At 62.7% G+C, this 25052-nt stretch carries 22 protein-coding genes; 11 read left to right on the forward strand and 11 right to left on the reverse strand.

Translation table 11 applies throughout. From position 1 onward, the window contains the following. Positions 1-2: 2 nt before the first annotated feature. Together glyA and AACO21_RS06910 are read right to left on the reverse strand one after the other, a co-directional pair. A complete protein-coding gene (glyA, locus tag AACO21_RS06905; RefSeq protein ID WP_346191768.1) occupies positions 3-1250 on the reverse strand; it encodes a serine hydroxymethyltransferase in 1248 nt (415 codons plus the stop codon). Between the two features lie 43 nt (positions 1251-1293). Continuing rightward, the gene (locus tag AACO21_RS06910) at positions 1294-1998 is read right to left on the reverse strand and encodes a histidine phosphatase family protein (RefSeq protein WP_346191769.1); all 705 of its coding nucleotides are present in this window, start codon (positions 1996-1998) and stop codon (positions 1294-1296) included. Positions 1999-2052: 54 nt separating this feature from the next. Between AACO21_RS06910 and AACO21_RS06915 the strand changes: the two genes are divergently transcribed. The 3 genes from AACO21_RS06915 to AACO21_RS06925 all read left to right on the forward strand — a co-directional run bounded on the left by AACO21_RS06915 (position 2053) and on the right by AACO21_RS06925 (position 4741). Continuing rightward, a complete protein-coding gene (locus AACO21_RS06915; protein ID WP_346191770.1) occupies positions 2053-2646 on the forward strand; it encodes a TRAP transporter small permease subunit in 594 nt (197 codons plus the stop codon). Then, positions 2643-4112: a TRAP transporter large permease subunit gene (locus AACO21_RS06920; protein ID WP_346191867.1), complete on the forward strand. Its 1470-nt coding sequence runs from the start codon at positions 2643-2645 to the stop codon at positions 4110-4112. Before AACO21_RS06915 ends, AACO21_RS06920 begins: the two co-directional genes overlap by 4 nt. Positions 4113-4276: 164 nt before the next feature. Continuing rightward, positions 4277-4741, forward strand: a complete 465-nt coding sequence (locus AACO21_RS06925; protein ID WP_346191771.1) for a Dps family protein — start codon at positions 4277-4279, stop codon at positions 4739-4741. A 108-nt stretch (positions 4742-4849) separates the two neighbouring features. On the opposite strand, the gene AACO21_RS06930 is transcribed toward AACO21_RS06925, so the two are convergent. Both AACO21_RS06930 and pmbA read right to left on the reverse strand, forming a co-directional pair. Continuing rightward, complete coding sequence (locus AACO21_RS06930) at positions 4850-5938, reverse strand: TRAP transporter substrate-binding protein (RefSeq protein ID WP_346191772.1); 1089 nt, start codon at positions 5936-5938, stop codon at positions 4850-4852. A gap of 92 nt (positions 5939-6030) precedes the next feature. After that, a complete protein-coding gene (gene pmbA, locus AACO21_RS06935) occupies positions 6031-7374 on the reverse strand; it encodes a metalloprotease PmbA (protein WP_346191773.1) in 1344 nt (447 codons plus the stop codon). Positions 7375-7442: 68 nt separating this feature from the next. Here pmbA and yjgA point away from each other — a divergent pair, with 68 nt between their 5' ends. After that, a complete protein-coding gene (yjgA, locus tag AACO21_RS06940) occupies positions 7443-7994 on the forward strand; it encodes a ribosome biogenesis factor YjgA (protein ID WP_346191774.1) in 552 nt (183 codons plus the stop codon). Then, complete coding sequence (gene mog, locus AACO21_RS06945) at positions 7987-8571, forward strand: molybdopterin adenylyltransferase (RefSeq protein WP_346191775.1); 585 nt, start codon at positions 7987-7989, stop codon at positions 8569-8571. The genes yjgA and mog overlap by 8 nt, the downstream gene beginning before the upstream one ends. On the opposite strand, the gene AACO21_RS06950 is transcribed toward mog, so the two are convergent. Further along, on the reverse strand, positions 8572-10089 hold the full coding sequence (locus tag AACO21_RS06950; RefSeq protein ID WP_346191776.1) for a hypothetical protein: 1518 nt from the start codon (positions 10087-10089) through the stop codon (positions 8572-8574). A 166-nt stretch (positions 10090-10255) separates the two neighbouring features. On the opposite strand from AACO21_RS06950, the gene AACO21_RS06955 reads away from it, so the two are divergent. The 4 genes from AACO21_RS06955 (at position 10256) to AACO21_RS06970 (ending at position 14418) form a co-directional block, all read left to right on the forward strand. Beyond that, on the forward strand, positions 10256-11050 hold the full coding sequence (locus AACO21_RS06955; protein ID WP_346191777.1) for a thymidylate synthase: 795 nt from the start codon (positions 10256-10258) through the stop codon (positions 11048-11050). A 9-nt stretch (positions 11051-11059) separates the two neighbouring features. Next, the gene (gene pgi / locus AACO21_RS06960) at positions 11060-12652 is read left to right on the forward strand and encodes a glucose-6-phosphate isomerase (RefSeq protein WP_346191778.1); all 1593 of its coding nucleotides are present in this window, start codon (positions 11060-11062) and stop codon (positions 12650-12652) included. A 1-nt stretch (position 12653) separates the two neighbouring features. Then, on the forward strand, positions 12654-13148 hold the full coding sequence (locus AACO21_RS06965) for a dihydrofolate reductase (protein ID WP_346191779.1): 495 nt from the start codon (positions 12654-12656) through the stop codon (positions 13146-13148). A 91-nt stretch (positions 13149-13239) separates the two neighbouring features. Next, entirely contained in the window at positions 13240-14418 is a 1179-nt protein-coding gene (locus AACO21_RS06970; RefSeq protein ID WP_346191780.1) for a branched-chain amino acid ABC transporter substrate-binding protein, read from the forward strand. A 167-nt stretch (positions 14419-14585) separates the two neighbouring features. On the opposite strand, the gene AACO21_RS06975 is transcribed toward AACO21_RS06970, so the two are convergent. The 4 genes from AACO21_RS06975 to AACO21_RS06990 form a co-directional block, all read right to left on the reverse strand. After that, positions 14586-16814, reverse strand: a complete 2229-nt coding sequence (locus AACO21_RS06975) for an arginine/lysine/ornithine decarboxylase (RefSeq protein ID WP_346191781.1) — start codon at positions 16812-16814, stop codon at positions 14586-14588. A gap of 71 nt (positions 16815-16885) precedes the next feature. Next, positions 16886-17452 carry a dCTP deaminase gene (gene dcd, locus AACO21_RS06980; protein ID WP_346191782.1) on the reverse strand — a complete coding sequence of 189 codons (567 nt, stop codon included), beginning with the start codon at positions 17450-17452 and terminating at the stop codon, positions 16886-16888. A gap of 73 nt (positions 17453-17525) precedes the next feature. Next, positions 17526-18617 carry an iron-sulfur cluster carrier protein ApbC gene (gene apbC, locus AACO21_RS06985; RefSeq protein WP_346191783.1) on the reverse strand — a complete coding sequence of 364 codons (1092 nt, stop codon included), beginning with the start codon at positions 18615-18617 and terminating at the stop codon, positions 17526-17528. 82 nt (positions 18618-18699) lie between these two features. Then, positions 18700-19383, reverse strand: coding sequence for a response regulator transcription factor (locus tag AACO21_RS06990; protein ID WP_346191784.1), 684 nt, complete (start codon positions 19381-19383; stop codon positions 18700-18702). Between the two features lie 196 nt (positions 19384-19579). Here AACO21_RS06990 and metG point away from each other — a divergent pair, with 196 nt between their 5' ends. Together metG and AACO21_RS07000 are read left to right on the forward strand one after the other, a co-directional pair. Further along, positions 19580-21685 (forward strand): methionine--tRNA ligase, encoded by a 2106-nt coding sequence (metG, locus tag AACO21_RS06995; RefSeq protein WP_346191785.1) that lies wholly within the window; start codon positions 19580-19582, stop codon positions 21683-21685. Between the two features lie 343 nt (positions 21686-22028). After that, the gene (locus AACO21_RS07000) at positions 22029-23312 is read left to right on the forward strand and encodes an FAD-dependent oxidoreductase (protein WP_346191786.1); all 1284 of its coding nucleotides are present in this window, start codon (positions 22029-22031) and stop codon (positions 23310-23312) included. An 81-nt stretch (positions 23313-23393) separates the two neighbouring features. On the opposite strand, the gene AACO21_RS07005 is transcribed toward AACO21_RS07000, so the two are convergent. Both AACO21_RS07005 and AACO21_RS07010 read right to left on the reverse strand, forming a co-directional pair. Then, entirely contained in the window at positions 23394-23921 is a 528-nt protein-coding gene (locus tag AACO21_RS07005) for a DUF411 domain-containing protein (protein ID WP_346191787.1), read from the reverse strand. Then, entirely contained in the window at positions 23900-25051 is a 1152-nt protein-coding gene (locus tag AACO21_RS07010; RefSeq protein ID WP_346191788.1) for an ABC transporter substrate-binding protein, read from the reverse strand. Before AACO21_RS07010 ends, AACO21_RS07005 begins: the two co-directional genes overlap by 22 nt. Position 25052: the final 1 nt, after the last annotated feature.

Raw genomic sequence — 25052 nt, forward strand, 5'->3', positions numbered from 1 at the left:
ACTTAGGCCCCGTAGACCGGGAAACGCTTGCACAGTGCGGCGACCTTGTCGCGCACGGTGGCCGCCACGGCCTCATCGTTCGGCGCATCCAGCACGTCGGCGATCAGGTGAGCGATTTCTTCGGCTTCGATCTCGGTGAAACCGCGGCTGGTCATGGCCGGGGAACCGATGCGGATACCGGAAGTGACGAACGGCTTCTGCGGGTCGTTCGGGATACCGTTCTTGTTGACCGTGATGTGTGCACGACCCAGAGCAGCCTCGGCATCCTTGCCGGTGATGTTCTTGGCGCGCAGGTCGATCAGGAAAACGTGGCTTTCGGTACGGCCGGAAACGATGCGCAGACCACGGTCAGCCAGCACGCGGGACATCACGCGGGCGTTGTTGATGACCTGTTCCTGATAAGCCTTGAAGGCCGGGGAAGCCGCTTCCTTGAAGGCCACGGCCTTGGCGGCGATGACGTGCATCAGCGGACCGCCTTGCAGCCCCGGGAAGATGGCGGAGTTGATGGCCTTTTCGTGCTCGGCCTTCATCAGGATCACACCACCGCGCGGACCACGCAGGGTCTTGTGGGTGGTCGAGGTGACGACGTCGGCGTGCGGCACCGGGTTCGGGTAGTAACCGGCGGCGATCAGGCCGGCGTAGTGCGCCATGTCGACCCAGAAAATGGCGCCGACTTCCTTGGCGATCTTGGCGAAGCGCTCGAAGTCGATGCGCAGGGCGTACGCAGAGGCACCGGCCACGATGATCTTCGGCTTGTGCTCGCGGGCCAGGGCTTCCATCTTGTCGTAGTCGATCTCTTCCTGCTCATTGAGACCGTAGGAGACGACATTGAACCACTTGCCGGACATATTCAGCGGCATGCCGTGGGTCAGGTGGCCGCCTTCAGCCAGGCTCATGCCCATGATCGTGTCGCCCGGCTTGGCAAAGGCCATCAGGACGGCCTGGTTGGCCTGGGAGCCGGAGTTCGGCTGCACGTTGGCGGCATCCGCGCCAAACAGGGACTTGAGGCGATCGATGGCGATCTGCTCGACGACGTCGACGTGCTCGCAACCGCCGTAGTAGCGCTTGCCGGGATAACCTTCGGCGTACTTGTTGGTCAGCTGGGAGCCTTGGGCTTCCATGACAGCGTTGCTGACGTAGTTTTCAGACGCGATCAGTTCGATGTGATGTTCCTGACGCTGGTTCTCGGCCGTGATGGCCTGCCAGAGTTCGGAATCAACGGTTGCCAGGGTGTCTTTCGCGGAAAACATGGGGAGATGCCTCAAGCCATTGAAGAAAAGGGGGAAGATTTTATCACGAAGGAAGTTCATCCAGCGCACCCGGCGCCAGATGGTCTGTCTGCGCCCAGGATTCAAGCTGCCAGACACCGTCGACCGTCGAGATCCAGTTGATCCCGGCATTCGGAATCAGGAAATCGCGCGGCGCCTCGAGCGAACTGCCGCGCACGAAACGGTTGATCACATCCAGCACGCCGCCATGCAGGACGACCACCACCTTGCCGCCCGGATGCGCCGCCGCAATGGCTTTGAGCGCCGTGGTCACACGCTCAAACATCTCCGCCAGGCTCTCGCCCGTTTCAAACGCATACGCGGCATTGCGCCCTTCAAAGGCCGCGTAGCCATCCGGATAACGCGCCCGCGCCTCGTCGTAGGTCAGCCCTTCGAACACCCCGTAACGGCGCTCACGCATGGCCGGCACCGCCACCGGCGACAAGCCCAGCGCCTTGCCAATTGCCTCCGCAGTCGTCCAGGCACGCTTGAGATCACTACTGTAAAGGGCGACAATGCCAGCCCCTTTCAACCAAACTCCCGCCGCCCGCGCCTGTTGGCAGCCGACCTCGTTCAAGCCGATGTCGATCTGGCCCTGAATCCGCCGCGCCGCGTTCCACTCCGTTTCGCCATGCCGGACGAGACAGAGATGCGTTGCCGTATTTGTAGGGATTTCCACCATGTCGCAGCCTGCTTCCTTCAGAGTAAATTTCTGACCGTGTTCAAGCACTTATCCCGGCCATATCTAGAAGCCGGGAATTTTACCAACCGAGGAGGATTTTAAGTGTCCCTTCTACTGAAGCTCTCGCAACTGATCGACACGCTCATCGAACGTGTCGGCAAAGGCGCGTTCTGGCTCATCCTGCTGATGACGATTGTCAGTGCAGGAAACGCCGTTGTTCGATTCATCTTTGACTACAGCTCCAACGGTCTGCTGGAAATCCAGTGGTATCTGTTTGCTGCCGTCTTCCTGCTCTGCTCGCCGTATGCATTGCAGAAAAACGAACACGTCCGCATCGACGTGCTTTCCAGCCGCTTCGGCCCACGCGGCCTGGCGGTCATTGACATCATCGGCACCATTTTCTTCCTGTTGCCGATGGTGATCCTCGTCCTCTGGCTCTCCATCCCGATCGTCTATGAATCCTTCCATATCGGCGAAATGTCGGCCAATGCCGGCGGCCTGATTCGCTGGCCGGTCAAGATCCTGCTGCCGATCGGCTTCACGCTGCTCGCCCTGCAAGGGATTTCCGAACTGATCAAGCGCTTCGCTTACCTGCAAGGGCTGATCAGCGACCCGAACGCCAAGGACAGCGCACCGTCGGCAGAAGAAGAACTGGCCGCCGCCATCGCTGCCGCCAAAGCACAGGAGGCAAAATAATGGAGTGGATCATCGCCAACATGGCGCCCCTGATGTTCGGCGCCCTGGTACTTTTCCTGCTGTTCGGCTACCCGGTGGCCTTTGCCCTGGCCGCCAACGGCATCGTCTTCGGCCTGCTCGGGATCGAACTGGGCCTGCTGCAGCCCGCGCTGTTCCAAGCATTGCCTGAACGCATCTTCGGGATCATGGCCAACGACACCCTGCTGGCCATCCCGTTCTTCACCTTCATGGGGCTGATTCTTGAGCGCTCGGGCATGGCGGAAGACCTGCTCGACACCATCGGCCAGCTCTTTGGCCCGATGCGTGGCGGCCTGGCCTACGCCGTGATCTTCGTCGGCGCCCTGCTCGCTGCCACGACCGGCGTGGTGGCCGCCTCGGTGATCTCGATGGGCCTGATCTCGCTGCCCATCATGCTGCGCTACGGTTACGACAAGCGCCTGGCTTCGGGCGTGATTGCCGCTTCCGGCACGCTGGCTCAGATCATCCCGCCCTCGCTCGTGCTCATCATCATGGCCGACCAACTGGGTCGCTCCGTCGGTGACATGTACGAAGGCGCGATGGTGCCGGGTCTCGTACTGACCGGGCTGTACGTCGGTTACGTCGCTCTGCTGACCATTTTCAAGCCTGCCGCCGCCCCCGCCCTTCCGCCGGAAGCCCGCACCCTGCGCGGGGCCCAGCTGCTGCTGCGCGTCATCACCACCATGGTGCCGCCGCTCGCCCTGATCTTCCTGGTTCTCGGCACCATCTTCCTCGGCATCGCCACGCCGACCGAAGGCGGCGCAATGGGCGCGGCCGGCGCGCTGATCATGGCCCTGCTCCGCAAGCGTCTGGACTGGAAGCTCCTGAAGCAAGCCATGGCGACGACCGGCAAGCTGTCCTCCTTCGTCGTCTTCATCCTGGTTGGCTCGACGGTCTTCGGCCTCGTCTTCCGTGCGGTCAACGGCGACCTGTGGGTGGAACACCTGCTGCTCTCCCTGCCGGGCGGCGAACTCGGCTTCCTGATCGTGGTGAACATCCTCGTTTTCGTCCTGGCCTTCTTCCTGGACTTCTTCGAACTGTCCTTCATCATCGTGCCGCTGCTGGCACCGGTGGCCGACAAGCTGGGCATCGACCTGATCTGGTTCGGCGTGCTGCTTGCGGTCAACATGCAGACCTCGTTCATGCACCCGCCGTTCGGCTTCGCGCTGTTCTACCTGCGTTCGGTCGCGCCGCCGTCGATCAAGACCACCGATATCTACTGGGGTGCTGTCCCGTTCGTCTGCATCCAGATCATCATGGTGGCCCTGATCATCATCTTCCCGAACCTGGTCAGCTACGGTGACCCGGCCGCCAAGGCCGCCATCGATGCGCAAGGCACCGTTGAACTCAATACGCTGATGCAAGGCGACGAGGACAGCGGCGAGAAGTCCGACGACAGCGCTGCCGACCTGCTGAAGAATCTGCAACAGCAGAACGAAGGCAAGTAAGCGCAAGGCGCCAACACCCCAAAAAGCGGAGGGCTTTCCCTCCGCTTTTTTTATGCCTGCCATAGGCCCAGCCAATCAAGGGCATCACGAGAACTCATTGGCAAGCGGGAACCCATCGTCGCACAATGACGTCAAGATGATTTCAACCTGAAGAAAGGACCATCATGGACATCGGCATCAGCAAGAAAGACCGCGAAAAGATTGCAGAAGGCCTCTCCCACCTCCTGGCGGACTCCTTCACGCTCTACCTCAAAACCCATAACTTCCACTGGAACGTCACGGGTCCCATGTTTAATACCCTGCACGTGATGTTCATGGACCAATACACGGAACTGTGGAACGCCCTCGACCTGATTGCCGAGCGGATTCGCGCCCTGGGCGTTCAGGCGCCGGGCACCTATCGCGAATTTGCCAAGCTCACCGTGATCAAGGAAAGCGAAGGCAAGGTCAGCGCCGAAGAGATGATCAAGCAACTGGTTGCCGGGCAGGAAGCCGTCACCAAGACGGCACGCAGCCTGTTCCCGCTGGTTGATAAGGCCGGCGACGAGCCGACGGCCGACCTGCTGACCCAGCGCATGCAGATCCACGAGAAGAATGCCTGGATGCTGCGCAGCCTGCTTGAAAACTGAGCCAAGACCACGTTTGACAACACCGCCCACGGTGCTCGCCCTAAAACATCAGGCGTAAAAAAACCCGCGAACCGAAATTCGCGGGTTTTTTGTTGTCGACCGCCGGGATTACTTGCGGGACTGCAGGAAGCGGTCCATGCGCATTTCGGCGACGCTGAACCAGGCATTCTGCTGTTTGCGGTACTTTTCCCACTCGGTGTAAATCTTCTTGAAGGCCGGGTTCTTGGCGGCTTCATCGCTGTACACCTGCTGCGCGGCCTTGTAGGCGGCGTTCAGGATTTCGTCGGAGAAGGACTGCAGCTTGACGCCATTCTGCAACAGCTTGGAGAGGGCGATCGGGTTCTTGTGATCGTACTCGGCCATCATCGTGACGTTGGATTCGTACGCAGCTGCCTGGAAGGCTTCCTGGTACTCCTTCGGCAGCTTGTCCCATTCCTTCTTGTTCACGAAGAAGTGGATGGTCGGGCCGGATTCCCAGAAACCCGGGTAGTAGTAGTTCTTGGCAACCTTGAAGAAGCCCAGCTTCTCGTCATCGTACGGACCAACCCACTCGGCCGCATCGATGGTGCCCTTTTCCAGCGCCGGGTAGATGTCGCCACCAGCGATCTGCTGCGGCACCACGCCCAGTTCGGAGAAGACCGTGCCGCCCAGGCCGGCGATACGCATCTTCACGCCCTTGAGGTCAGCCAGGGTCTTCACTTCCTTGCGCCACCAGCCGCCCATCTGGGTGCCGGTGTTGCCGCCCGCGAAGGAGACGACGTTGTAGTTACCGTAGAACTCGTCCAGCAGCTTCTGACCGCCACCGTAGTAGATCCAGGCATTCATCTGGCGGGCGTTCATGCCGAACGGCACGGCGGTACCGAAACCGAAGGTCTTGTCCTTGCCGACGTAGTAGTAGGAGCAGGTGTGGCAGCACTCGACGGTGCCTTGCTGCACGGCATCCAGCGCCTGCAGACCCGGGACGATTTCACCGCCCGGGAAGACGCGGATGTCGAACTTGCCACCGGTCATGGCGCGCAGACGGTTGGCCAGCACTTCAGCGCCACCGTAGATGGTGTCCAGGCTCTTCGGGAAGCTGGACGTCAGGCGCCACTTGATGGTCGGCAGTTCAGCCGCAATGGCCGGTGCGGCGACGGTAGCGGCTGCGCCGGCAGCGGCACCGAGGGAAGCCTTCTTCAGAAAATCGCGACGTTGCATGGTGTCTCCTCCAGTATTTTGGGTTGGGGTGGATCTATCGCTAGGACATTCTAACGAAAGTCAGTGTTCCCGGAATATGCGGAAAACCCTTATCACTCACCGGCCACGGTCATCTTGTCGAGCAGGATGGAACCTGTTTGCTTGCTGCCGCGAATCAGCACATCGCGACCGACCGCCTGCACCCCGGCAAACATCGTGCGCAAGTTGCCCGCGATGGTGATTTCCTCCACCGGATAAGCGATCTGGCCATTCTCGATCCAGTAGCCCGCTGCACCGCGCGAGTAATCGCCCGTCACATAGTTGATGCCGTGCCCCAGCAGTTCGGTGACCAGCAGGCCGCGCCCCATGCGCTGCATCAGCCCGGCCAGATCGAGCTCGCCCGGCTCGAGGATCAGGTTGTGACTACCGCCGGCATTGGCGGTCGTCTGCATGCCGAGTTTGCGTGCGGTGTAGACCGACAGGAAATAGCCCGCCAGGACACCATCCTTCACCACATCCCTTGCCTGGGTGGCCACGCCATCATTGTCGAAGGCGGCACTGCCCAAACCGCAGCGCACATGCGGCTGCTCGGAAATCTGCACAAATTCCGGAAAAATACGCTGTCCCAGCTGATCCAGCAGGAAGGAGGATTTGCGATACAGGGCACCGCCGCTGGCCGCGTGCACCAGGCTGCCGAGCAGACCGGCCGCGATGGGGGCCTCGAAAATCACCGGATACTCGCCGGTCTTGACCTTACGCCCACCCAGACGCGCCACGGCACGCTGGGCTGCGCGCTGCCCCACTTCGCCCGGCGCATCCAGACGACGGGCATCGCGGTGCGTGGTGTACCAGTCATCGCGCTGCATTGCATCCTGCTCGCCGGCGATGACCGAACAGGAAATATAGTGACGCGAGGTCGGATAGCCCCCCATGAAGCCGAGGCTGTTCGCCGAAATGAAATGCGCCTGCTGCGTCGAAATCGACGCCCCCTCGGAATTGGAAATCTGCGGATCGGCATCGAAAGCAGCTTGCTCGCAGGCACGCGCCCGCTCGATCGCCTCTTCGACGGTCAACGCCCAGGGATGGTACAAATCCAGTTCCGGCACCGTTTTGGCCAACAAGGCCGCGTCGGCCAGACCGGCGCAGGAATCTTCTGCGGTAAAGCGCGCGATGTTCAGCGCCGCCTCGACGGTATCCCGCAAGGCCTGCGGCGAGAAATCGGAGGTGCTCGCATAGCCTTTGCGCTGACCGGCGTAGACCGTGATGCCCACGCCCTTGTCGCGGTTGAACTCGATGGTCTCGACCTCATCGCAGCGCACCGTGACGGACTGCCCGAAGCCTTCCGACACATCGACCTCGCAGGCCGACGCGCCCTTGACCTGAGCATGGCGGAGCACATCCTCGGCCAGTTGCTGCAGGTCGGCATGGGAATAGGAAAACGTAGCAGTATCGGACATGGGAAAGGCGTCAAAACGGGAAAGTCGCTATCATAGCAGCCCACTATTGCTTCCCCCGTTCGCGCACCATGCAAGAAGAAGATTTCACCGAACATACCGGCCGCCCCTCCAAAACCAAGCAGAAGGAGGCCATGCACGAGTTGCGCGACCTGGGCGCCGAACTGGTTGAGTTGTCCGTCGGCCAGCTCAAGCGCATCAATCTGCCGGAGCACATCCTGAGCGCCGTCCGTGACTGCCAGCGCATCACGGCGCACGGTGCCCGCCGCCGCCAGATCCAGTACCTCGGCAAACTGCTGCGCAACGAGGACGACGCCCCGATCCGCGCCGGCCTGGCCATGCTGCGCGGCGAATCTGCCGCCGAGAATGCCCGCTTCCACCGCCTGGAGCGCCTGCGCACCCGCCTGCTGGAAGATGAACAGGTCTTGAGCGAAATCGCCAGCACCTGGCCGGCGGTCGACCTGCAGCATCTGCGTCAATTACGCCGCAATGCGCTGAAGGAAAAAGAGCAGAACAAACCGCCCAAGAATTTCCGCGCCCTCTTCCAGGTCCTGCGCGACCTCGAAGAAGGCAAGGTGTCGGTGGCCGACGACGATGCCATGGATGAATTCGACGATGAGTGAAGTCCTGCGCATCGGCCTGGTCTCGATCAGCGACCGGGCCTCGACCGGCGTCTATGAAGACAAGGGCCTGCCCGCCCTGCAGGCTTGGCTGGGCACTGCGCTGACCAGCCCCTGGACGGCCATCACCCGCCTGATCGCCGATGACCAGCCGACCATTGAACGCACCCTGATCGAACTGACGGACCAGGAAGGCTGCCACCTGGTGCTGACCACTGGCGGCACCGGCCCGGCCCTGCGCGATGTCACGCCCGAAGCCACGCTCGCGGTGGCGGACAAGGAAATGCCGGGTTTTGGCGAAGAGATGCGCCGCATCAGCCTGAACTTCGTGCCGACGGCGATTTTGTCGCGTCAGGTGGCCGTGATCCGCAAACAATGCCTGATCATCAACCTGCCGGGCCAGCCCAAATCCATCCAGGAAACCCTGGAAGGGGTGCGTAACGCTGAAGGCAATGTGGTCCATGCCGGCATTTTTGCCGCCGTGCCCTACTGCATCGATCTGATCGGCGGGCCGTATGCCGAAACCAACGAATCGGTCATTCGGGCATTCCGCCCGAAATCGGCACAACGCCCGAAGTAATCAAAGGCCCTGCGGGCGATAGGCAGCCAGTTCGTAATCGCTGCCGCGCCCGATCAGGCCAACCGGCGCCAGACGCTGCAGGCGACCGTCTGCATCGACATAGGCCAGCGCATCGCGCGGGTCATACGTGGCGTGGGGCAAGACCACCCGCCACTCGGCGGGATCCCCCCCCTCGCGCAAGACCAGGCCTTGCACCATCCCCATATTGCGCCCGGCGGCCCGCGCCATCGGCACGAAATGCATGGTTTCGGCGCGCCGGGCCAGCGTCTCGATCCCGACATCGACTTCGCCATTCGGCCGGCGCTGACAGCGTCGGACCACGCCCACCAGCCAGTTTGCCCCGCCTTCAGGCTGAACAGCCAGCAAGGTGCCCACGCTGATGGTGTTGCCATCGACACGCTGCAGGCGGGCGCCAAATCCGCCCTGACTGACGTTCTCGACCAGCCAGCGCTCAGCCGGCGCAGGCGAGAGGCCTGCACTCGAAAAAATGGCGGAAACCGGCCCCAGGCCCAGGCGTACATTCATCTGATTGGCCACCGCATGGCGTATATGGCGCCGCTGCGGCGGCACCGCCGCCAGATGTCCCATCAGATGACGGATCACGCCCTGCAGCACACGGGGCGCGTATTCCCCGCCCAAATTCAAGCCATCCGGGAGAACCCCCTGCCCCAGCTGCTGGGTCAGCGTCAGCAACATTTCGCTGGCGCCCGCCGGACGGAAAAAGCGCTGCGTTTCGCACAAGGTGGCCGGCAAGCGCGCCAGACGCTGCGGGGGCAAGTCGGTCGCCGGATCGACCCAATACACACTCTCCCGCTCGGCATCCGGGCCGAAGACGAAAGCAGGCTGGCAATAGGTGATCAAACGCTCGGCGATCTCCATCTCGACCGGATGGAGACAGTCCATGGCAGCCACCTGAGAGGCCACGGCCATGACGTATTCGGCACGCACGGAGCGCTTGTCCCGAGCTGTGGTCTGATCAACCTGCAGGACATCCAGCCCAAGCGATTCAGCCGCCAGCAAAATCCGCCCCATGCGGGACCAGGTATCACCCGGGATCGGGCCATAACAGAAACAACGCCATTTGAACTGCATGCGCAGCGCGCCCAGCGCATGGGTGGCCACACCGGCCTGCATCTCCCGGTCAGTCTGCCGGGCGAGCTGCTGCCCGCACAACTCGTAAGCGTCCGCGGCCAGGCTCCAGAAACGATGGGCGCTCGTCCACAAGGTTTCCACCTCGGCACGGTGCAAGCTCAGATTCTGGAAATACAAGGCCAACAGGTGGCGCCACAAGGGCTGCATCACCGCCTCGAACTGGCGGACGATATCGAAACGCCGATCAACCGGCACATCTTCCGTAGCGGCCAGCGACTCGAGCCAGACGATCACTTCCTGCAGGGTTTTCAGCGGCGCGCTCAGCGGCAAATCTGCCAGCGCCTGGCGCAGGCCCTCTGCATCGGCCAGCGGGTGATCTGAATGCCCGCCAAATACGGCCTTCAGTTTTTTGAAACCCTTGATCATCCTTTCCTCTGTCATACAGTGGGCGCAAGCGAATAGTCTACCCAGAAACGGACCGGATTATCGATTTTCTTCACACATCATTACAAATTCATAAGTCATACATTAACTCCATGTGATTGCCATCAGGTCGCGCTAAAATGGCGGTTTTGTTCCGGACTTGCCGACCATGCAGCAATACCTTGACCTGATGCGCCACGTTCTCGACAAAGGGCACGATAAGTCAGACCGCACCGGTACCGGCACCCGCTCGGTGTTCGGCTGGCAGATGCGTTTCGACCTGAGCGAAGGTTTCCCTGTCCTGACCACCAAGAAGCTGCATCTGAAGTCCATCATTCACGAACTGCTCTGGTTCCTTCAGGGCGACACGAACATCAAATACCTGCAGGACAACGGCGTCCGCATCTGGGACGAATGGGCCGATGCGCAAGGCGACCTCGGGCCGGTCTATGGCAAGCAATGGCGCCGTTGGGAAACCCCGGATGGCCGCCTGGTCGACCAGATCAGCCAACTGGTGCATAGCCTCAAGCACAATCCGGATTCCCGCCGCCACATCGTCTCGGCCTGGAACCCCGGCGATGTGGACAACATGGCCCTGCCGCCTTGCCACTGCCTCTTCCAGTTCTATGTTGCCGACGGCAAGCTGTCCTGCCAGCTCTATCAACGCAGCGCCGACATCTTCCTCGGCGTGCCGTTCAACATCGCCAGCTACGCGCTGCTGACCCTGATGCTGGCGCAGGTATGCGGCTACCAGCCGGGCGAGTTCGTGCACACCCTGGGTGACGCCCACCTGTACTCGAACCATGTCGAGCAGGCCCGTCTGCAACTGACGCGTACGCCGCGTCCGCTGCCCACGATGTGGATCAATCCGGCGGTCAACGACATTTTCGCCTTCAAATTCGAGGACTTCCGCCTCGAAAGCTACGACCCGCATCCGCACATCGCGGCCCCAGTTGCCGTCTGAGGACACCTCATGTTGCGTACCCTGCCCGCCTGGCAAGCCCTCGCTGAACACGCCCAAAGCCTGCGCCCGACGCATCTGCGCGAGCTGTTTGCCGGCAACCCCGCCCGCTTCGATCACTTCAGCCTGCGCCACGGCAAACTGCTGCTCGATTTCTCGAAGCAGCGCGTCACCGAAGAGACGCTGGCCCGGCTGCGCCAGCTCGCCCAGGAGCTCAGGCTCGACGCCTGGACCGCTCGCCTGCGCGCCGGCGAGGCGATCAACCACACCGAAGGCCGCGCTGTCCGTCACATGGACCTGCGCGCCGGCGACAGCGCCCCGCCCGAAGTCAAAGCCGTGCTCTCCCGCATGGCGGCCTTCTGCGATGCCATTCACAGCGGTACCTGGCGCGGTTATTCCGGCGACTGCATTACCGACGTCGTCAATCTCGGCATCGGCGGCTCCGACCTCGGCCCGCGCATGGTGGTGCAGGCCCTCTCGGCCCAGCACCAGCTCGACATCAAGGTCCACTTCGTCTCCAACCTGGATGGTGCCGACCTGGCCAGCACGCTGGCCCACCTGAACCCGCGCACGACGCTGTTCATTGTTGCCAGCAAGACCTTCTCGACCCTGGAAACCCTGACCAACGCGCGCACCGCCCGCGACTGGCTGCTCGCCGCCGCCGGGCAGACGGCGGAGGCCGTGGCCAAGCATTTCGTCGCCGCCTCGACCAACCTCAAGGCCACCCGCGAGTTTGGCATCGCCGACGAAAACGTCTTCGAATTCTGGGACTGGGTCGGCGGTCGCTTTTCGCTCTGGTCCGCCATCGGCCTGCCGATTGCGCTGGCGGTCGGTTACCGCAATTTCACCGAACTGCTGGCCGGCGCCCACAACCTCGACCGCCACTTCCTCGAAGCCCCGGCCGAAGCCAACCTGCCGCTGACCCTGGCCCTGCTCAGTTTGTGGAATACCGACTTCCTCAACGCCGCCAGCCACGGCATCTTTCCCTACAGCCAGTCGCTCTCGCTGTTCCCGCGTTACCTGCAGCAACTGGAAATGGAAAGCAACGGCAAGCTGTACGACCGCGCCGGCGACCCGGTCGATGTGCCGACTTGCCCGATCATCTGGGGAGAGGCCGGCACCAACGGTCAGCACTCCTTCTTCCAGCTTCTGCATCAGGGCGGGCAGCCGATCCCGAGCGACTTCATCGCCCTCGGCAAATCCGACTACCCGCTGCACGGCCATCACACGGCCCTGCTCGCCAACTGCCTCGCCCAATCGGCCGCGCTCGCCTTTGGGCAGACCGCGGAAGAGGCGAGCGCCAGCGGCATTCCCGAGCACCTGCTGCCCTACCGCACCTTCCCCGGCAACCAGCCCTCGACCACGCTGGTCCTCGGCGAACTGACGCCCTACACGCTGGGCCAGCTGATCGCCCTCTACGAACACAAGGTGTTCTGCCTGAGCGTGCTCTGGGGCCTGAATGCCTTCGATCAGTGGGGCGTCGAGCTGGGCAAGGTCCTGGCCAGCCGCCTGACCCCGGTCGTCCGGGGCGAAGCCGACGATCACACGCTGGACAGCTCGACGGCCGGCCTGATCACTCACCTGCGCCAATTCCGGATGTCCTGAGATGACCGAACTCGTCCTCATCGCCGCCGTTGCCGAAAACCGCGCCATCGGCCGCGACAATCAGCTGCTCTGGCACATTCCGGAAGACATGGCGCATTTCCGCACCCTCACCGCCGGACAAACCGTGATCATGGGCCGCAAGACCTGGGAGTCGCTGCCGCCGCGTTTTCGCCCGCTACCCGGACGGCGCAATATCGTGATCAGCCGCCAGGCCGATTACGCCGCCCCCGGCGCAGAACTGGCCGATTCGCTGGAAAACGCCCTTGCCCTGGCGTCGACCGCCGGGACCGCTTTCATCATCGGCGGTGAGCAGATCTACCGCCAGGCCCTGCCGCTGGCACAGCGCCTGGAAATCACCGAGGTCGCCCTGCAGCCCGAGGCCGACGCCTGGTTCCCGGAGATCCCGGCCAGCGACTGGGAGGTGACGCAGCGCGATGACCTGCCCGCCACCGAGGCCCGCCCGGCCTGCGCATTCGTGACCTATCGGCGTCGCTGAGTGCGGGACAACCCTGCTTTCGCAGGGCCACCCCGCCCGCTAGACTGCCCGTTTTTCCCTTAACCGACAGCCCTGCCATCAGGAGGTCTTTGTGGATCGTCGCCTTACCCTGAAACTCACCGCGGCCGCCGTGGCCAGCGCCCTGCTCGCTGCCTGCGGCCAGCAGGAAGCCCCGAAACAAGCCGCCGCACCGGCTGCAGCACCGGCCCAGGTCGTCAAGATCGGTTTCGCCGCCCCGCTCACCGGCGCGCAGGCCCACTACGGCAAGGAAATGCAGAACGGCATCGTCCTCGCGCTGGAAGAAGTAAATGCCGAGCAGCCCAAGCTGGCCGGCCAGCCAGTCCGCTTTGAACTGATTTCAGAGGACGACCAGGCCGATCCCAAGCAGGGCGCCGCCGTCGCCCAGAAGCTGGTCGATGCCAAGATTCAGGGCATGCTCGGCCACTTCAATTCCGGCACCTCGATCCCGGCCTCCCGCATCTACATGGAAGCCGGCATTCCGCAGATCGCCATGGCGACCTCGCCGGCCTATACCACGCAGGGCTTCAAGACCACCTTCCGCGCCATGACCTCGGACACCCAGCAAGGCGCCGTGGCCGGCCGCTTCATGGTCGAGACCCTGAAGCTCAAGCGCATCGCCATTGTCGATGACCGCTCCGCCTACGGCCAGGGCCTGGCCGATGAGTTCGAGAAGGCCGCCAAGGCGGCCGGTGGCGAGATCGTCAAACGCGAATTCACCAACGACAAGGCCGTCGACTTCAAGGCCATCCTGACCAGCATCAAGTCGGCCAAGCCGGACCTCGTCTATTTCGGCGGCGCCGATGCCCAGGGCGGCCCGATGATGAAGCAGATGAAGGAACTCGGCCTGGATGCCACCTTCGCCGGCGGCGAAATGATCAAGTCGCCCAACTTCCTGAAGCTGGCGGGCGCTGCCGCCGAGGGCGCCATCGCCTCGCTGGCCGGTCTGCCGCTCGCCAAGATGCCGGGCGGGGCCGCCTATGCCACGAAGTACAAGGCCCGCTTCAACATGGAGGTGGAAGTCTATTCGCCGTATTCCTACGACGCCGCGAAGAGCCTGACCGGCGCCATGCGTCGTGCCGACAGCGCCGATCCGGCCAAGTACTTGCCGGAGCTGGCCAAGACCAAGCTCGCCGGCGTCACCACCGCCAATCTCGAATACGACGAGAAGGGCGACCTGAAGGATGGCGGCATCACCATCTACCGCGTTGAAGGCGGTGAGTGGAAGGAACTGCAGTCCGTCGGCCAGTAAGCTGGTTTTGGCCTCTGTCCGACGGTCGACCGTCGGACAGGGCCGAAATCCGTTCTACCGCTCGCGTCCGCCGATGACCGCCGGTTAACGCCACGGCGGTAGCAAAAAAAAGCCCGCATCATCGCGGGCTTTTTGTTGAGCCGCTTGTCAGCGGCAGCGCGTTCGTCTCAGCGCACGCAATCCACGTAGTACTCGCCGTCCTCGCGCTTCACGAGGCCGTGGATGTCGGTCTCGAAGCCCGGAAAACGGGCGTTGAAGTCACGCGCGAACTTCAGGTAGCGGACGATGGTGGCATTGAAGCGCTCGCCCGGGATCAACAGCGGGATGCCCGGCGGGTACGGGGTCAGCAGCACCGAGGTGATACGCCCTTCGAGATCGTCCAGACGCACGCGCTCGATCTCGCGGTGCGCCATCTTGGCGAAAGCATCCGACGGGCGCATGGCCGGCACCATGTCCGAGAGGTACATCTCGGTGGTCAGGCGGGCGATGTCGTTTTCCTTGTACACCTTGTGAATCTGGGTGCACAACTCGCGCAGGCCGACACGCTCGTAGCGCGGATGCTTCTGCACGAACTCCGGCAGCACCTTCCACAGCGGCTGGTTCTTGTCGTAGTCGTCCTTGAACTGCTGCAGTGCGGTGACCAGCGAGTTCCAGCGGCCCTTGGTGATGCCGATGGTGAACATGATGAAGAAGCTGTACAGGCCGCACTTCTCGACGATCACGCCGTGCTCGGCGAGGTACTTGGTGACGATCGCCGCCGGGATGCCGAATTCATCGGCAAAGTCGCCATCGACGTCGAGGCCCGGGGTGACGATGGTCGCCTTGATCGGGTCGAGCATGTTGAAACCATCGGCCAACTGGCCAAAGCCGTGCCAGCGGTCACCCGGGTTGAGCATCCAGGCTTCGCGCTCTTCGATGCCTTCTTCGGACAGGTCGTCCGGGCCCCAGACCTTGAACCACCAATCGGCGCCCCACTCCTCGTCGACCTTGCGCATGGCACGACGGAAATCGAGGGCTTCGGCAATCGATTCTTCAACCAGCGCGGTACCGCCCGGCTCTTCCATCATCGCCGCCGCGACGTCGCAGGACGCGATGATCGAGTACTGCGGCGAGGTCGAGGTGTGCATCAGGTAGGCTTCGTTGAAGGCGTCGCGGTCAAGCTGACGCGCTTCGCAATCCTGCACCAGAATCTGCGAAGCCTGCGAAAGGCCGGCGAGCAGCTTGTGCGTCGATTGCGTCGAGAAAATCATCGACTCCTTGCAGCGCGGGCGGTCGGCACCGATCGCATGGTAATCGCCGTAGAAGTCGTGGAAGGCGGCGTGCGGCAGCCAGGCTTCATCGAAATGCAGGGTGTCGATCTTGCCGTCCAGCATCTCCTTGATGTCCTCGACGTTGTAGAGCACGCCATCGTAGGTGGACTGCGTGATCGTGAGGACGCGCGGCTTGGCGGTCTTGTCGGTGATGAAGGGGTTGGCGTCGATCTTCTTCTGGATATTTTCCCAGGCGAATTCGCTCTTCGGGATCGGACCGATGATGCCGAAGTTGTTGCGCTTGGGCATCAGGAAGACCGGGATCGCGCCGGTCATGATGATCGCGTGCAGGTTGGACTTGTGGCAGTTACGGTCGACGACCACGATGTCGCCCGGCGCCACGGTCGAGTGCCAGACGATCTTGTTCGAGGTCGACGTGCCGTTGGTCACGAAGAACAGGTGATCCGCGTTGAAGATGCGCGCGGCGTTGCGCTCGGAAGCGGCCACCGGACCGGTGTGGTCGAGCAGCTGACCGAGTTCTTCCACCGCGTTGCACACGTCGGCGCGCAGCATGTTTTCACCGAAGAACTGGTGGAACATCTGGCCGACCGGGCTCTTCAGGAAGGCCACACCGCCGGAGTGACCCGGGCAGTGCCAGGAGTAGGAACCGTCGGCAGCGTAATGCGTCAGCGCGCGGAAGAACGGCGGCGGCAGGCTGTCGAGGTAGGCATTGGCCTCGCGCTTGATGTTGCGGGCGATGAACTCCGGCGTGTCTTCATGCATGTGGATGAAGCCATGCAGCTCGCGCAGGATGTCGTTCGGGATGTGGCGGCTGGTACGCGTTTCGCCGTGCAGGAAGATCGGGATTTCAGCGTTCTTGTGGCGAATTTCTTCGACGAAGGAGCGCAGTTCCATCAGGGTTTCCTCCGGCTCCAGCGCCAGTTCCTCGTCGTCGATGGAGAGGATGAAGGCCGACGCACGGCTCTGCTGCTGGGCAAACGAGGTCAGGTCGCCGTAGCTGGTCACGCCCAGCACCTCCAGGCCCTCCTTCTCCAGCGCTTCGGCCAGCGCACGGATACCAAGGCCGGAAGCGTTTTCCGAACGGAAGTCTTCGTCAATGATGATGACGGGGAAGTGGAAGCGCATGTTGAATCCTTGAAAAGCGGCGACCCGCCGCAGCGGGTCGAACAGTAAGACGTTTTCGTGACAGCCTGAGGTCAGATCTTGGGCAGGGTCACGCCTTCCTGACCCTGATACTTACCGCCACGATCCTTGTACGAGGTTTCGCAGATCTCGTCCGACTCGAAGAACAAGACCTGGGCACAGCCCTCGCCCGCATAAATCTTCGCCGGCAGCGGCGTCGTATTGGAGAACTCCAGCGTTACATGGCCTTCCCACTCCGGCTCGAAGGGGGTCACGTTCACGATGATGCCGCAGCGGGCATAGGTCGATTTGCCGAGGCAGACGGTCAGCACCGAACGCGGAATGCGGAAGTACTCCATGGTGCGGGCCAGCGCGAAGGAGTTCGGCGGAATGATGCAGACATCGGACTCGACCTCGACGAAGGACTTCGGATCGAAGTTCTTCGGATCCACCACCGTCGAATTGATGTTGGTGAACACCTTGAATTCGCGGGCGCAGCGGATATCGTAGCCGTAGCTGGAGGTGCCGTAGGAGACGATCTTCTGGCCATTGACCTCGCGCACCAGATCCGGCGCAAAAGGTTCGATCATGCCGTGTTCCTGCGCCATGCGGCGAATCCACTTATCTGATTTGATGGCCATTTTCTCGTTCGCGATCGACAAAAAACAAAGGCGGGATTTTACCCGCCTTTGTGCCTGAAAATGTCGACAAATATCAGGTGTTTTGCACCACGATGTTCGGGAATTTCGAGCTCATGTCCTTGGCCTTCTCGGCGATCTTGATCGCGACGCGGCGGGCGATGGCGCGGTAGATCTCGGCGGTGCGGGATGCCGGCTCGCCGACCACGGTGGGTTTGCCGCCGTCGGCCATCAGGCGGATGCTCATTTCGAGCGGCAGGCTGCCGAGGAACTCGACGTTGTAGTCCTTGCACATCTGTTCGCCGCCGCCGTGGCCGAAGATGTGTTCTTCGTGGCCGCACTTGGAGCAGATGTGGATGCTCATGTTTTCGACGATGCCGAGGATGGGGATATTCACCTTCTCGAACATCTTGAGACCCTTGCGGGCGTCGATCAGGGCGATGTCCTGCGGCGTGGTGACGATCACGGCACCGGTCACGGGGACCTTCTGCGCCATCGAAAGCTGCACGTCGCCGGTACCCGGCGGCATGTCGACGATCAGGTAATCGACGCCGCCCCAGTTGGTCTGCCCGATCAGCTGGTCGAGCGCCTGGGCGACCATTGGGCCGCGCCAGACCATCGGGGTTTCGACATCGACCATGAAGCCGATGGAGTTGGCTTTGACGCCATAGGCCTCCAGCGGCTCCATGCTCTGGCCGTCCTTGGATTCCGGCTGCTGCCCGGCCAGGCCGAGCATTTGCGGCTGCGACGGGCCGTAGATGTCGGCATCCAGCAGACCGACGGAGGCGCCTTCCTGGGCCAGGGCCAGGGCCAGGTTCACGGCGGTGGTGGATTTGCCGACGCCGCCTTTGCCGGAGGCCACGGTGATGATGTTCTTGACGCCCGGCAGGAGCTTGACGCCCATCTGCACGGCGTGGGCCACGATCTTGCAATAGACGTTGGCCGAGACGTTGCCGACACCCGGCACGGCGCGCACGGCGGCGATCACCTGCTTGCGGATGAGGTCAATCTGGGTCTTGGCCGGGTAACCCAGCTCGATGTCGAAGGCGACATCGTCACCGTCGATCTTCAGGTTCTTGAGCGCCTTGGCGCTGACGAAATCCTTGCCTGTATTGGGGTCGACCGCCGCCGACAAGGCAGCCTTGATATCCTGTTCAGTGAAGGGCATGACAACTCCGGAAAGGGAAACACATCGCCCGGAAATACCCGAGCAATTTTGTAAAGTATAACCCGAAACCGGCGCACTACGCTCAGGCCTTGACCGTATCCAGACGGTAGCCCTGACCGTACACAGAGGTCAGCATCAGTCCGCTTTCGCCGGCCAGACCGAGCTTCTTGCGCAGGCGGCTGGTGTGGGTATCGACGGTGCGCGTATCGACATCGGCCTCGCGGGCCCAGACGGTCGACAACAGTTCATCGCGGCCGAGCACGCGACCGACGTTCTGCAGGAAGACCACCGCCAGGTCGAATTCACGCTGGGTCAGGTCAATTTCCTGGCCCGCCAGGGTAACGCGGCGACCGCTCGGGTCGAGTTCGATGCCACCAACGCGAATCTGGGCCGGGGCAACCGGCTTGCGGCGGCGCAGGATGGCCTGGATACGCGCCATGAATTCCATGTAGCGAATCGGCTTGGGAATGTAGTCGTCGGCGCCGAGACGCAGAATGTCTGCCGCATCTTCTTCGTCGGTACGGGCCGTGCAGAAGACGACCGGGACATCCCAGCCGCAACGGGCGCGAATGGCCTTCAGGACTTCATCCCCGCCAATGTCCGGCAAGGTCCAGTCCACGACGAAAAAGTCGAAGGTATGCGTCGCCAGGGCATCGACCAGGGCCTGCCCTTCGGCAAACACCTCGACCTGATACCCCTCGCTTTTCAACAAGGCCTTGAGCACTTCCGCCTGGCTGCGGCTATCTTCGACAATGGCAAAGTTCATTCATCCCCCTCCTGCAGCCGCCTATTCTGCCCCCGAGGGCCATGCACACGCAATACGCATTTGGCTGGAATCCCCGCCGGCCACATGGGTTTTGGCGGTTTTTTGTCCGAATCCAACACCCGGTGCCGTCAAACTCGGCGCAGGGCCCCGGCTCGCGGTAAAATCAGCCCTTTCATCTTTTCGCAAGACCCTGCCCATGCCGCGCAAGATTCTCGTCACGTCCGCCCTGCCCTACGCCAACGGCGCGATCCACCTCGGCCACCTGGTCGAGTACATCCAGACCGATATCTGGGTCCGCTACCAGAAGATGTCCGGCAACGAATGCTGGTACGTCTGCGCCGACGACACGCACGGCACGCCGATCATGCTGCGCGCCGAGAAGGAAGGCATCACCCCGGAACAGCTGATCGAGCGCGTGCATGGCGAGCACTTCCGCGACTTCTCCAGCTTCCACGTCGGCTTCGACAATTACTACAGCACCCATTCACCGGAAACCCGCGCCTGCGCCAACGACATCTACGGCAAGCTCAAGGCGGCCGGGCTGATCGAGGTGCGCACCATCGAGCAGTATTACGACCCGGTCAAGCAGATGTTCCTGCCGGATCGCTTCATCAAGGGCGAGTGCCCGAAGTGCCACGCCAAGGACCAGTACGGCGACAACTGCGAGGTCTGCGGTGCCGCCTATGCGCCGACCGACCTGATCGAGCCCTTCTCCGCCGTCTCTGGTGCCAAGCCGGAACTGCGCAATTCCGACCATTATTTCTTCAAGCTCTCCGACCCGCGTTGCGAAAGCTTCCTGCGTCAGTACACCAGCAGCGGCGTGCTGCAGGCCGAGGCCGCCAACAAGATGCAGGAATGGCTGGGCGAGCCGGGCGACAACAAGCTGACCGACTGGGACATCTCGCGCGATGCGCCCTACTTCGGCTTCGAGATTCCGGATGCGCCGGGCAAGTACTTCTACGTCTGGCTCGATGCACCGATCGGCTACATGGGCTCGTTCAAGAACCTGTGCGCCCAGAAGGGCCTCGATTTCGACGAGTTCTTCAAGAAGGATTCGACCACCGAGCTGTATCACTTCATCGGCAAGGACATCCTCTATTTCCACGCGCTGTTCTGGCCGGCCGAGCTGGAACACGCCGGCTTCCGCACGCCGAGCAAGATCTTCGCGCACGGCTTCCTGACGGTCGACGGCGCCAAGATGTCGAAATCGCGCGGCACCTTCATCACCGCGCAGAGCTTCATCGACAACGGCCTCAACCCGGAATGGCTGCGCTACTACTTCGCCGCCAAGCTGTCGGCGACCATGGAAGACATCGACCTCTCCTTCGATGACTTCACCGCCCGCGTCAATTCCGATCTGGTCGGCAAATACGTCAATATCGCCAGCCGCTCGGCCGGCTTCATCGCCAAGCGCTTCAACGGCCAGCTGGCCCCGGCCGATGAATCCCTGCCGGCCAGCCGCGCCATCCGCGAGGCGGCCCCGCGTATTGCCGAGCTGTACGAGGCCCGCGAATTCGGCAAGGCGATCCGCGAAATCATGGCCCTGACCGACGGTGCCAACCAGTACGTCGATAGCGTCAAGCCGTGGGAACTGGCCAAGCAGGAAGGCAAGGACGCCGAACTGCACGCCGCCTGCTCCAACGCGCTCAACCTGTTCCGCCTGCTCACCGTGCTCCTGAAGCCGATCCTGCCGGCCGTCGCCGAAAAGATCGAAGCCTTCATGAACATCGCGCCGCTGACCTGGGCCGACAGCCAGACCCTGCTCGCCGCCGGCCACGCGATCAACGCTTACAACCACCTGATGACCCGCGTCGATCCGAAGCAGATCGAGAAACTGATCGAGGCCAACAAGCAGTCGCTCGCCCCGGCCACCGAGGCCCCGGCGGTCGACGCCAAACAGGCGGCCAAAACCGCTGCCAAGGCTGAAACCCCCGCCAAGAAGGAAGCCGCCCCGGTCGCCGACGGCCTGTGCAGCATCGATGACTTCATGAAGGTCGACCTGCGCATCGCCTTGATCGCCAACGCCGAACACGTCGAAGGCGCTGACAAGCTGGTGCGCCTGACCCTGGACATCGGCGAAGAGAAGACGCGCAATGTCTTCGCCGGCATCAAGGCCGCCTACGATCCGGCCCAGCTGATCGGCCGCCTGACCGTGATGGTCGCCAACCTGGCCCCGCGCAAGATGAAGTTCGGGATGTCCGAAGGCATGGTCATGGCCGCTTCCGACCCGGACGGCAAGACCCCGGGCATCTTCCTGCTCTCGCCGGACAGCGGCGCGCAGCCGGGGATGCGCGTCAAGTAAGCGACGCACCCCACGCCCAAAACAGCCCGCCCGACAGCGTGTCGCGCGGGCTGTTTTCTTTTGTGCACCCGCACATGAACTTAAAGTGACACTTTAAAGACAGGCCCCAATCCCCCTTCCCGAATCAGGGTTTGCCATCTATCCACAAAACCTGTGGATAAGTCTGTGAATTCAGCGGGGGCGCAAACGCTAAGTCACGGACCACAAAGGATTTTTCTTACCCTGCCCAAAACTTGAGCCAGATCATAAAGCATTGATTTTTAATGAAATTAAACTATGCACATCTTTAGGGCAGGCCCCACTGAATCGCCCTTGACATTCCTCGAAAAGACGCTCCGTTTCTGTGCATAAACCACACCTCCGCCCCCTTGACACGGCGGCCGCCACCCGTCGCCGACTCCTCACCGGCCTCTTGAGCAGCCTGGCCCTGCCTGGCCTGGTGCGCGCCCAGCCTGCTGCGCCGCGCATTGTCGTGATCGGCGGCGGCTGGGGCGGCCTCGCCGCCGCCCGACGCCTGCGCCAGCAGCAGCCGGACGCCGAGGTGCTGCTCATTGACGCCAATCCGGCCTTCACCAGCCTGCCGCTCTCCAATCGCTGGCTGGTCGGGCTACCGCCCGCGACGCTGATGCAGCAGGACTACACGCAGATTGCCGCCCGCCAGGGCTACCGCTTCCTGCAGGCGCGCGTGGCAGGCATCGACCCCACCCGGCGCCGCGTTCATCTGGGCAGCACCCGTCTGAACTATGACTGGCTGATCGTCGCGGCCGGCATCGAGGAAGACTTCAGCCCCTGGATCGGGCAGGACACAGCCACCACCGAACAGATGCGCCAGACCTCACCCAGCGGTTTCACCGGCCTGACCAGCCTGCAGGCGCTAAAAACCGCGCTGGCCCGCTTCACGGGCGGCACGCTGCTCATGAACCTGCCCCCCGCGCCCTACCGCTGCCCCCCTGCGCCCTACGAGCGGGCGGTACTGCTGGCTGACTGGCTGAGCCGCACGCAGACCAACGCCCACCTCGTCATCCTCGACCCCAACCCGCCCATGCCGGCTTTCGAGCGCGTCTTTCGCGATACCTACCGGCACATGATCACCTATGTCCCGCAAGCCGCGATTCGCCAGATCGACCCCGGCCGGCAACGCGTCAGCACGGAATTCGACACGGTGGATTACAAGCAGGCCATCCTGATGCCGCCCCAGCGGGCTGCCCGATTGAGCCAGGAAAGCGGTTTCTGTGACCGGGATGGCTGGGCCAAGGTCAATCCGGACAGTCTGCAATGGCCGGACGATGAGCGGATCTTCCTGATCGGCGATCAAGTCGGGCGCATCTCGCCACTCTTCGGCGCCTACCCCAAAACCGGCCAGATGGCCACCCGCCAAGGACATGTTGCAGCCGATCACATCAGTGCCCGGATCAAGGGCCACGCGACGCCCGCTGAACTGCCGGACAGCACCTGCCAGATCATCCAGCGCGCCACGCCGCTCGAAATGCTGCGCATCGACACCCGCTACCGCCGCCGCGGCGACGGCCTGATCCAGCAGCAGGTGACGCAACGCCACAATCCGCAGCCGGACGATGACGATCTGCGCTGGGCAATGGCGATGTATGGGGAACTGGGGCTGGGCTAAAGACGACGTCGATCCGGCAGCGCTGACGCAGCACGGGTGCTGCAGGATGTCGGGCCAGCCCTGGCCGGCCCGACGGTCAACCTAGTGACGGGCCCAGGTTTTGGTCTTGCCGTTGGGCAGGACGAGCAGGGTGTCGAAGAGCTCACGCTTGGGCGGACGCTCGCCGGAGGTGAGATCGAGGGTGGTGCAGGCGGTTTCGCAGGTCGGGTTGGAATACTCCCGCCCCGGGGCACCGATGGGCAGGCCCGGCACGGCGATGCCACGCGCCTTCGGGCGGTCACGCAGCAGTTCGTGGATGTCCTCGGCGTAGGCATGGCCTTCGACGAAATAGCCGCCGACCACGGCCGTGTGCGCAGATTGCACGGCGGCCGGTACCTTGAGGCGCTTTTTCACGGCGGCCATGTCGGTGCTTTCCTTGTAAACCACCTTGAAGCCGTTATCTGCGAGATAGGCGCCCCAATCGATGCAGGCCAGACACGGCGACGGCATGTGGATTTCGACCACCGGCAGGGCCTGGGTTGCGGCAGGCTCGGCGTGCACCGGCGCGAGCAGGCCCAGCGCCAGCAGCGCGCCCGTGACAGCGCGGATCAGTCCTTGAGCGGCAGCCATTTGCCCCCCTTCACGGTCATCATCACGCGGGCACGCTGATCCATGCCGTTGTGGTTTTGGGCGGTCATGTTGAAGACCCCTTGAGCCCCCACCACTTCCTTGGCCCCCTCCAGACTCTCGCGCAGTGCACTGCGGAACTCCGGCGTTCCCGGCTTGGCCTTCTTGAGTGCGGCCGGCACCGCCTTTTGCAGCAGCAGGCCAGCATCCCAGGTGTTGGCGCCGAAGGTCGAGGTGCTGCCGGCGCCATACTTCGCCTCGTAGGCCTTGATGTAACCCAGCGCCATAGCCTTGATCGGGTTGCCCGCCGGCAGGTCATCGGCCACCAGCATCGGGCCGCCCGCCATCAGGGTGCCTTCGACAGCCTTGCCGCCCAGGCGGATGAAGTCATTAGTCGCCACGCCGTGCGTCTGATAAACCTTGCCCTTGTAGCCTTTATCGAGCAGGCCGGCTTGCGGCAGCACGGCAGGGCCACCGGTGGCAGCGATGAACACAGCATCCGGGCGGGCCGAAATGAGCTTCAGGACCTGACCGGTCACGGATTGATCGGTGCGGTTGTAGCGTTCATTGGCCACCAGGGAGATGCCCGCCTTGTCAGCAAGCGTCGAGAAAACCTTGAACCAGTTCTCACCGTAGGGATCGTTGAAACCGACGAAACCCACCGTCTTCACGCCATTGGCCAGCATGTGGGCGATCACCGCATCGGCGATCAGGTCGTCGTTCTGGGTCGTCTTGAACACCCAGCGTTTCTTCTCGTCCATGGGCTGCACGATGGCGGCGGAGCCGACAGTAGTCAGCAGCGGCGTTTTCGACTCGGCGACGAAATCAAGCATGGCCAGCGCAGCAGGCGTCGTGGTCGGCCCGATCAGGGCATCCACCTTGTGTTCGGTGAGCAGTTTCTTCACACCGGTCACGGCATTGGTCGGATCGGAGGCATCGTCGAGGACGATGTATTCGATTTTCTGGCCGGCAATCTCGGTCGGCAGCAGGGCGACGGTATTCTTTTGCGGAATGCCGACCACGGCGGTGGGACCGGTTGAGGAGGCAATCACCCCCACCTTGATCTCGGCGTGGGCCAATCCGGCGGCACAGAGAACGGCAAGCAGCGGCAGGAGACGGGAATTCTTGGGCATC

This window comes from Dechloromonas sp. ZS-1 (assembly GCF_039649255.1).
Lineage (GTDB): Bacteria > Pseudomonadota > Gammaproteobacteria > Burkholderiales > Rhodocyclaceae > Azonexus.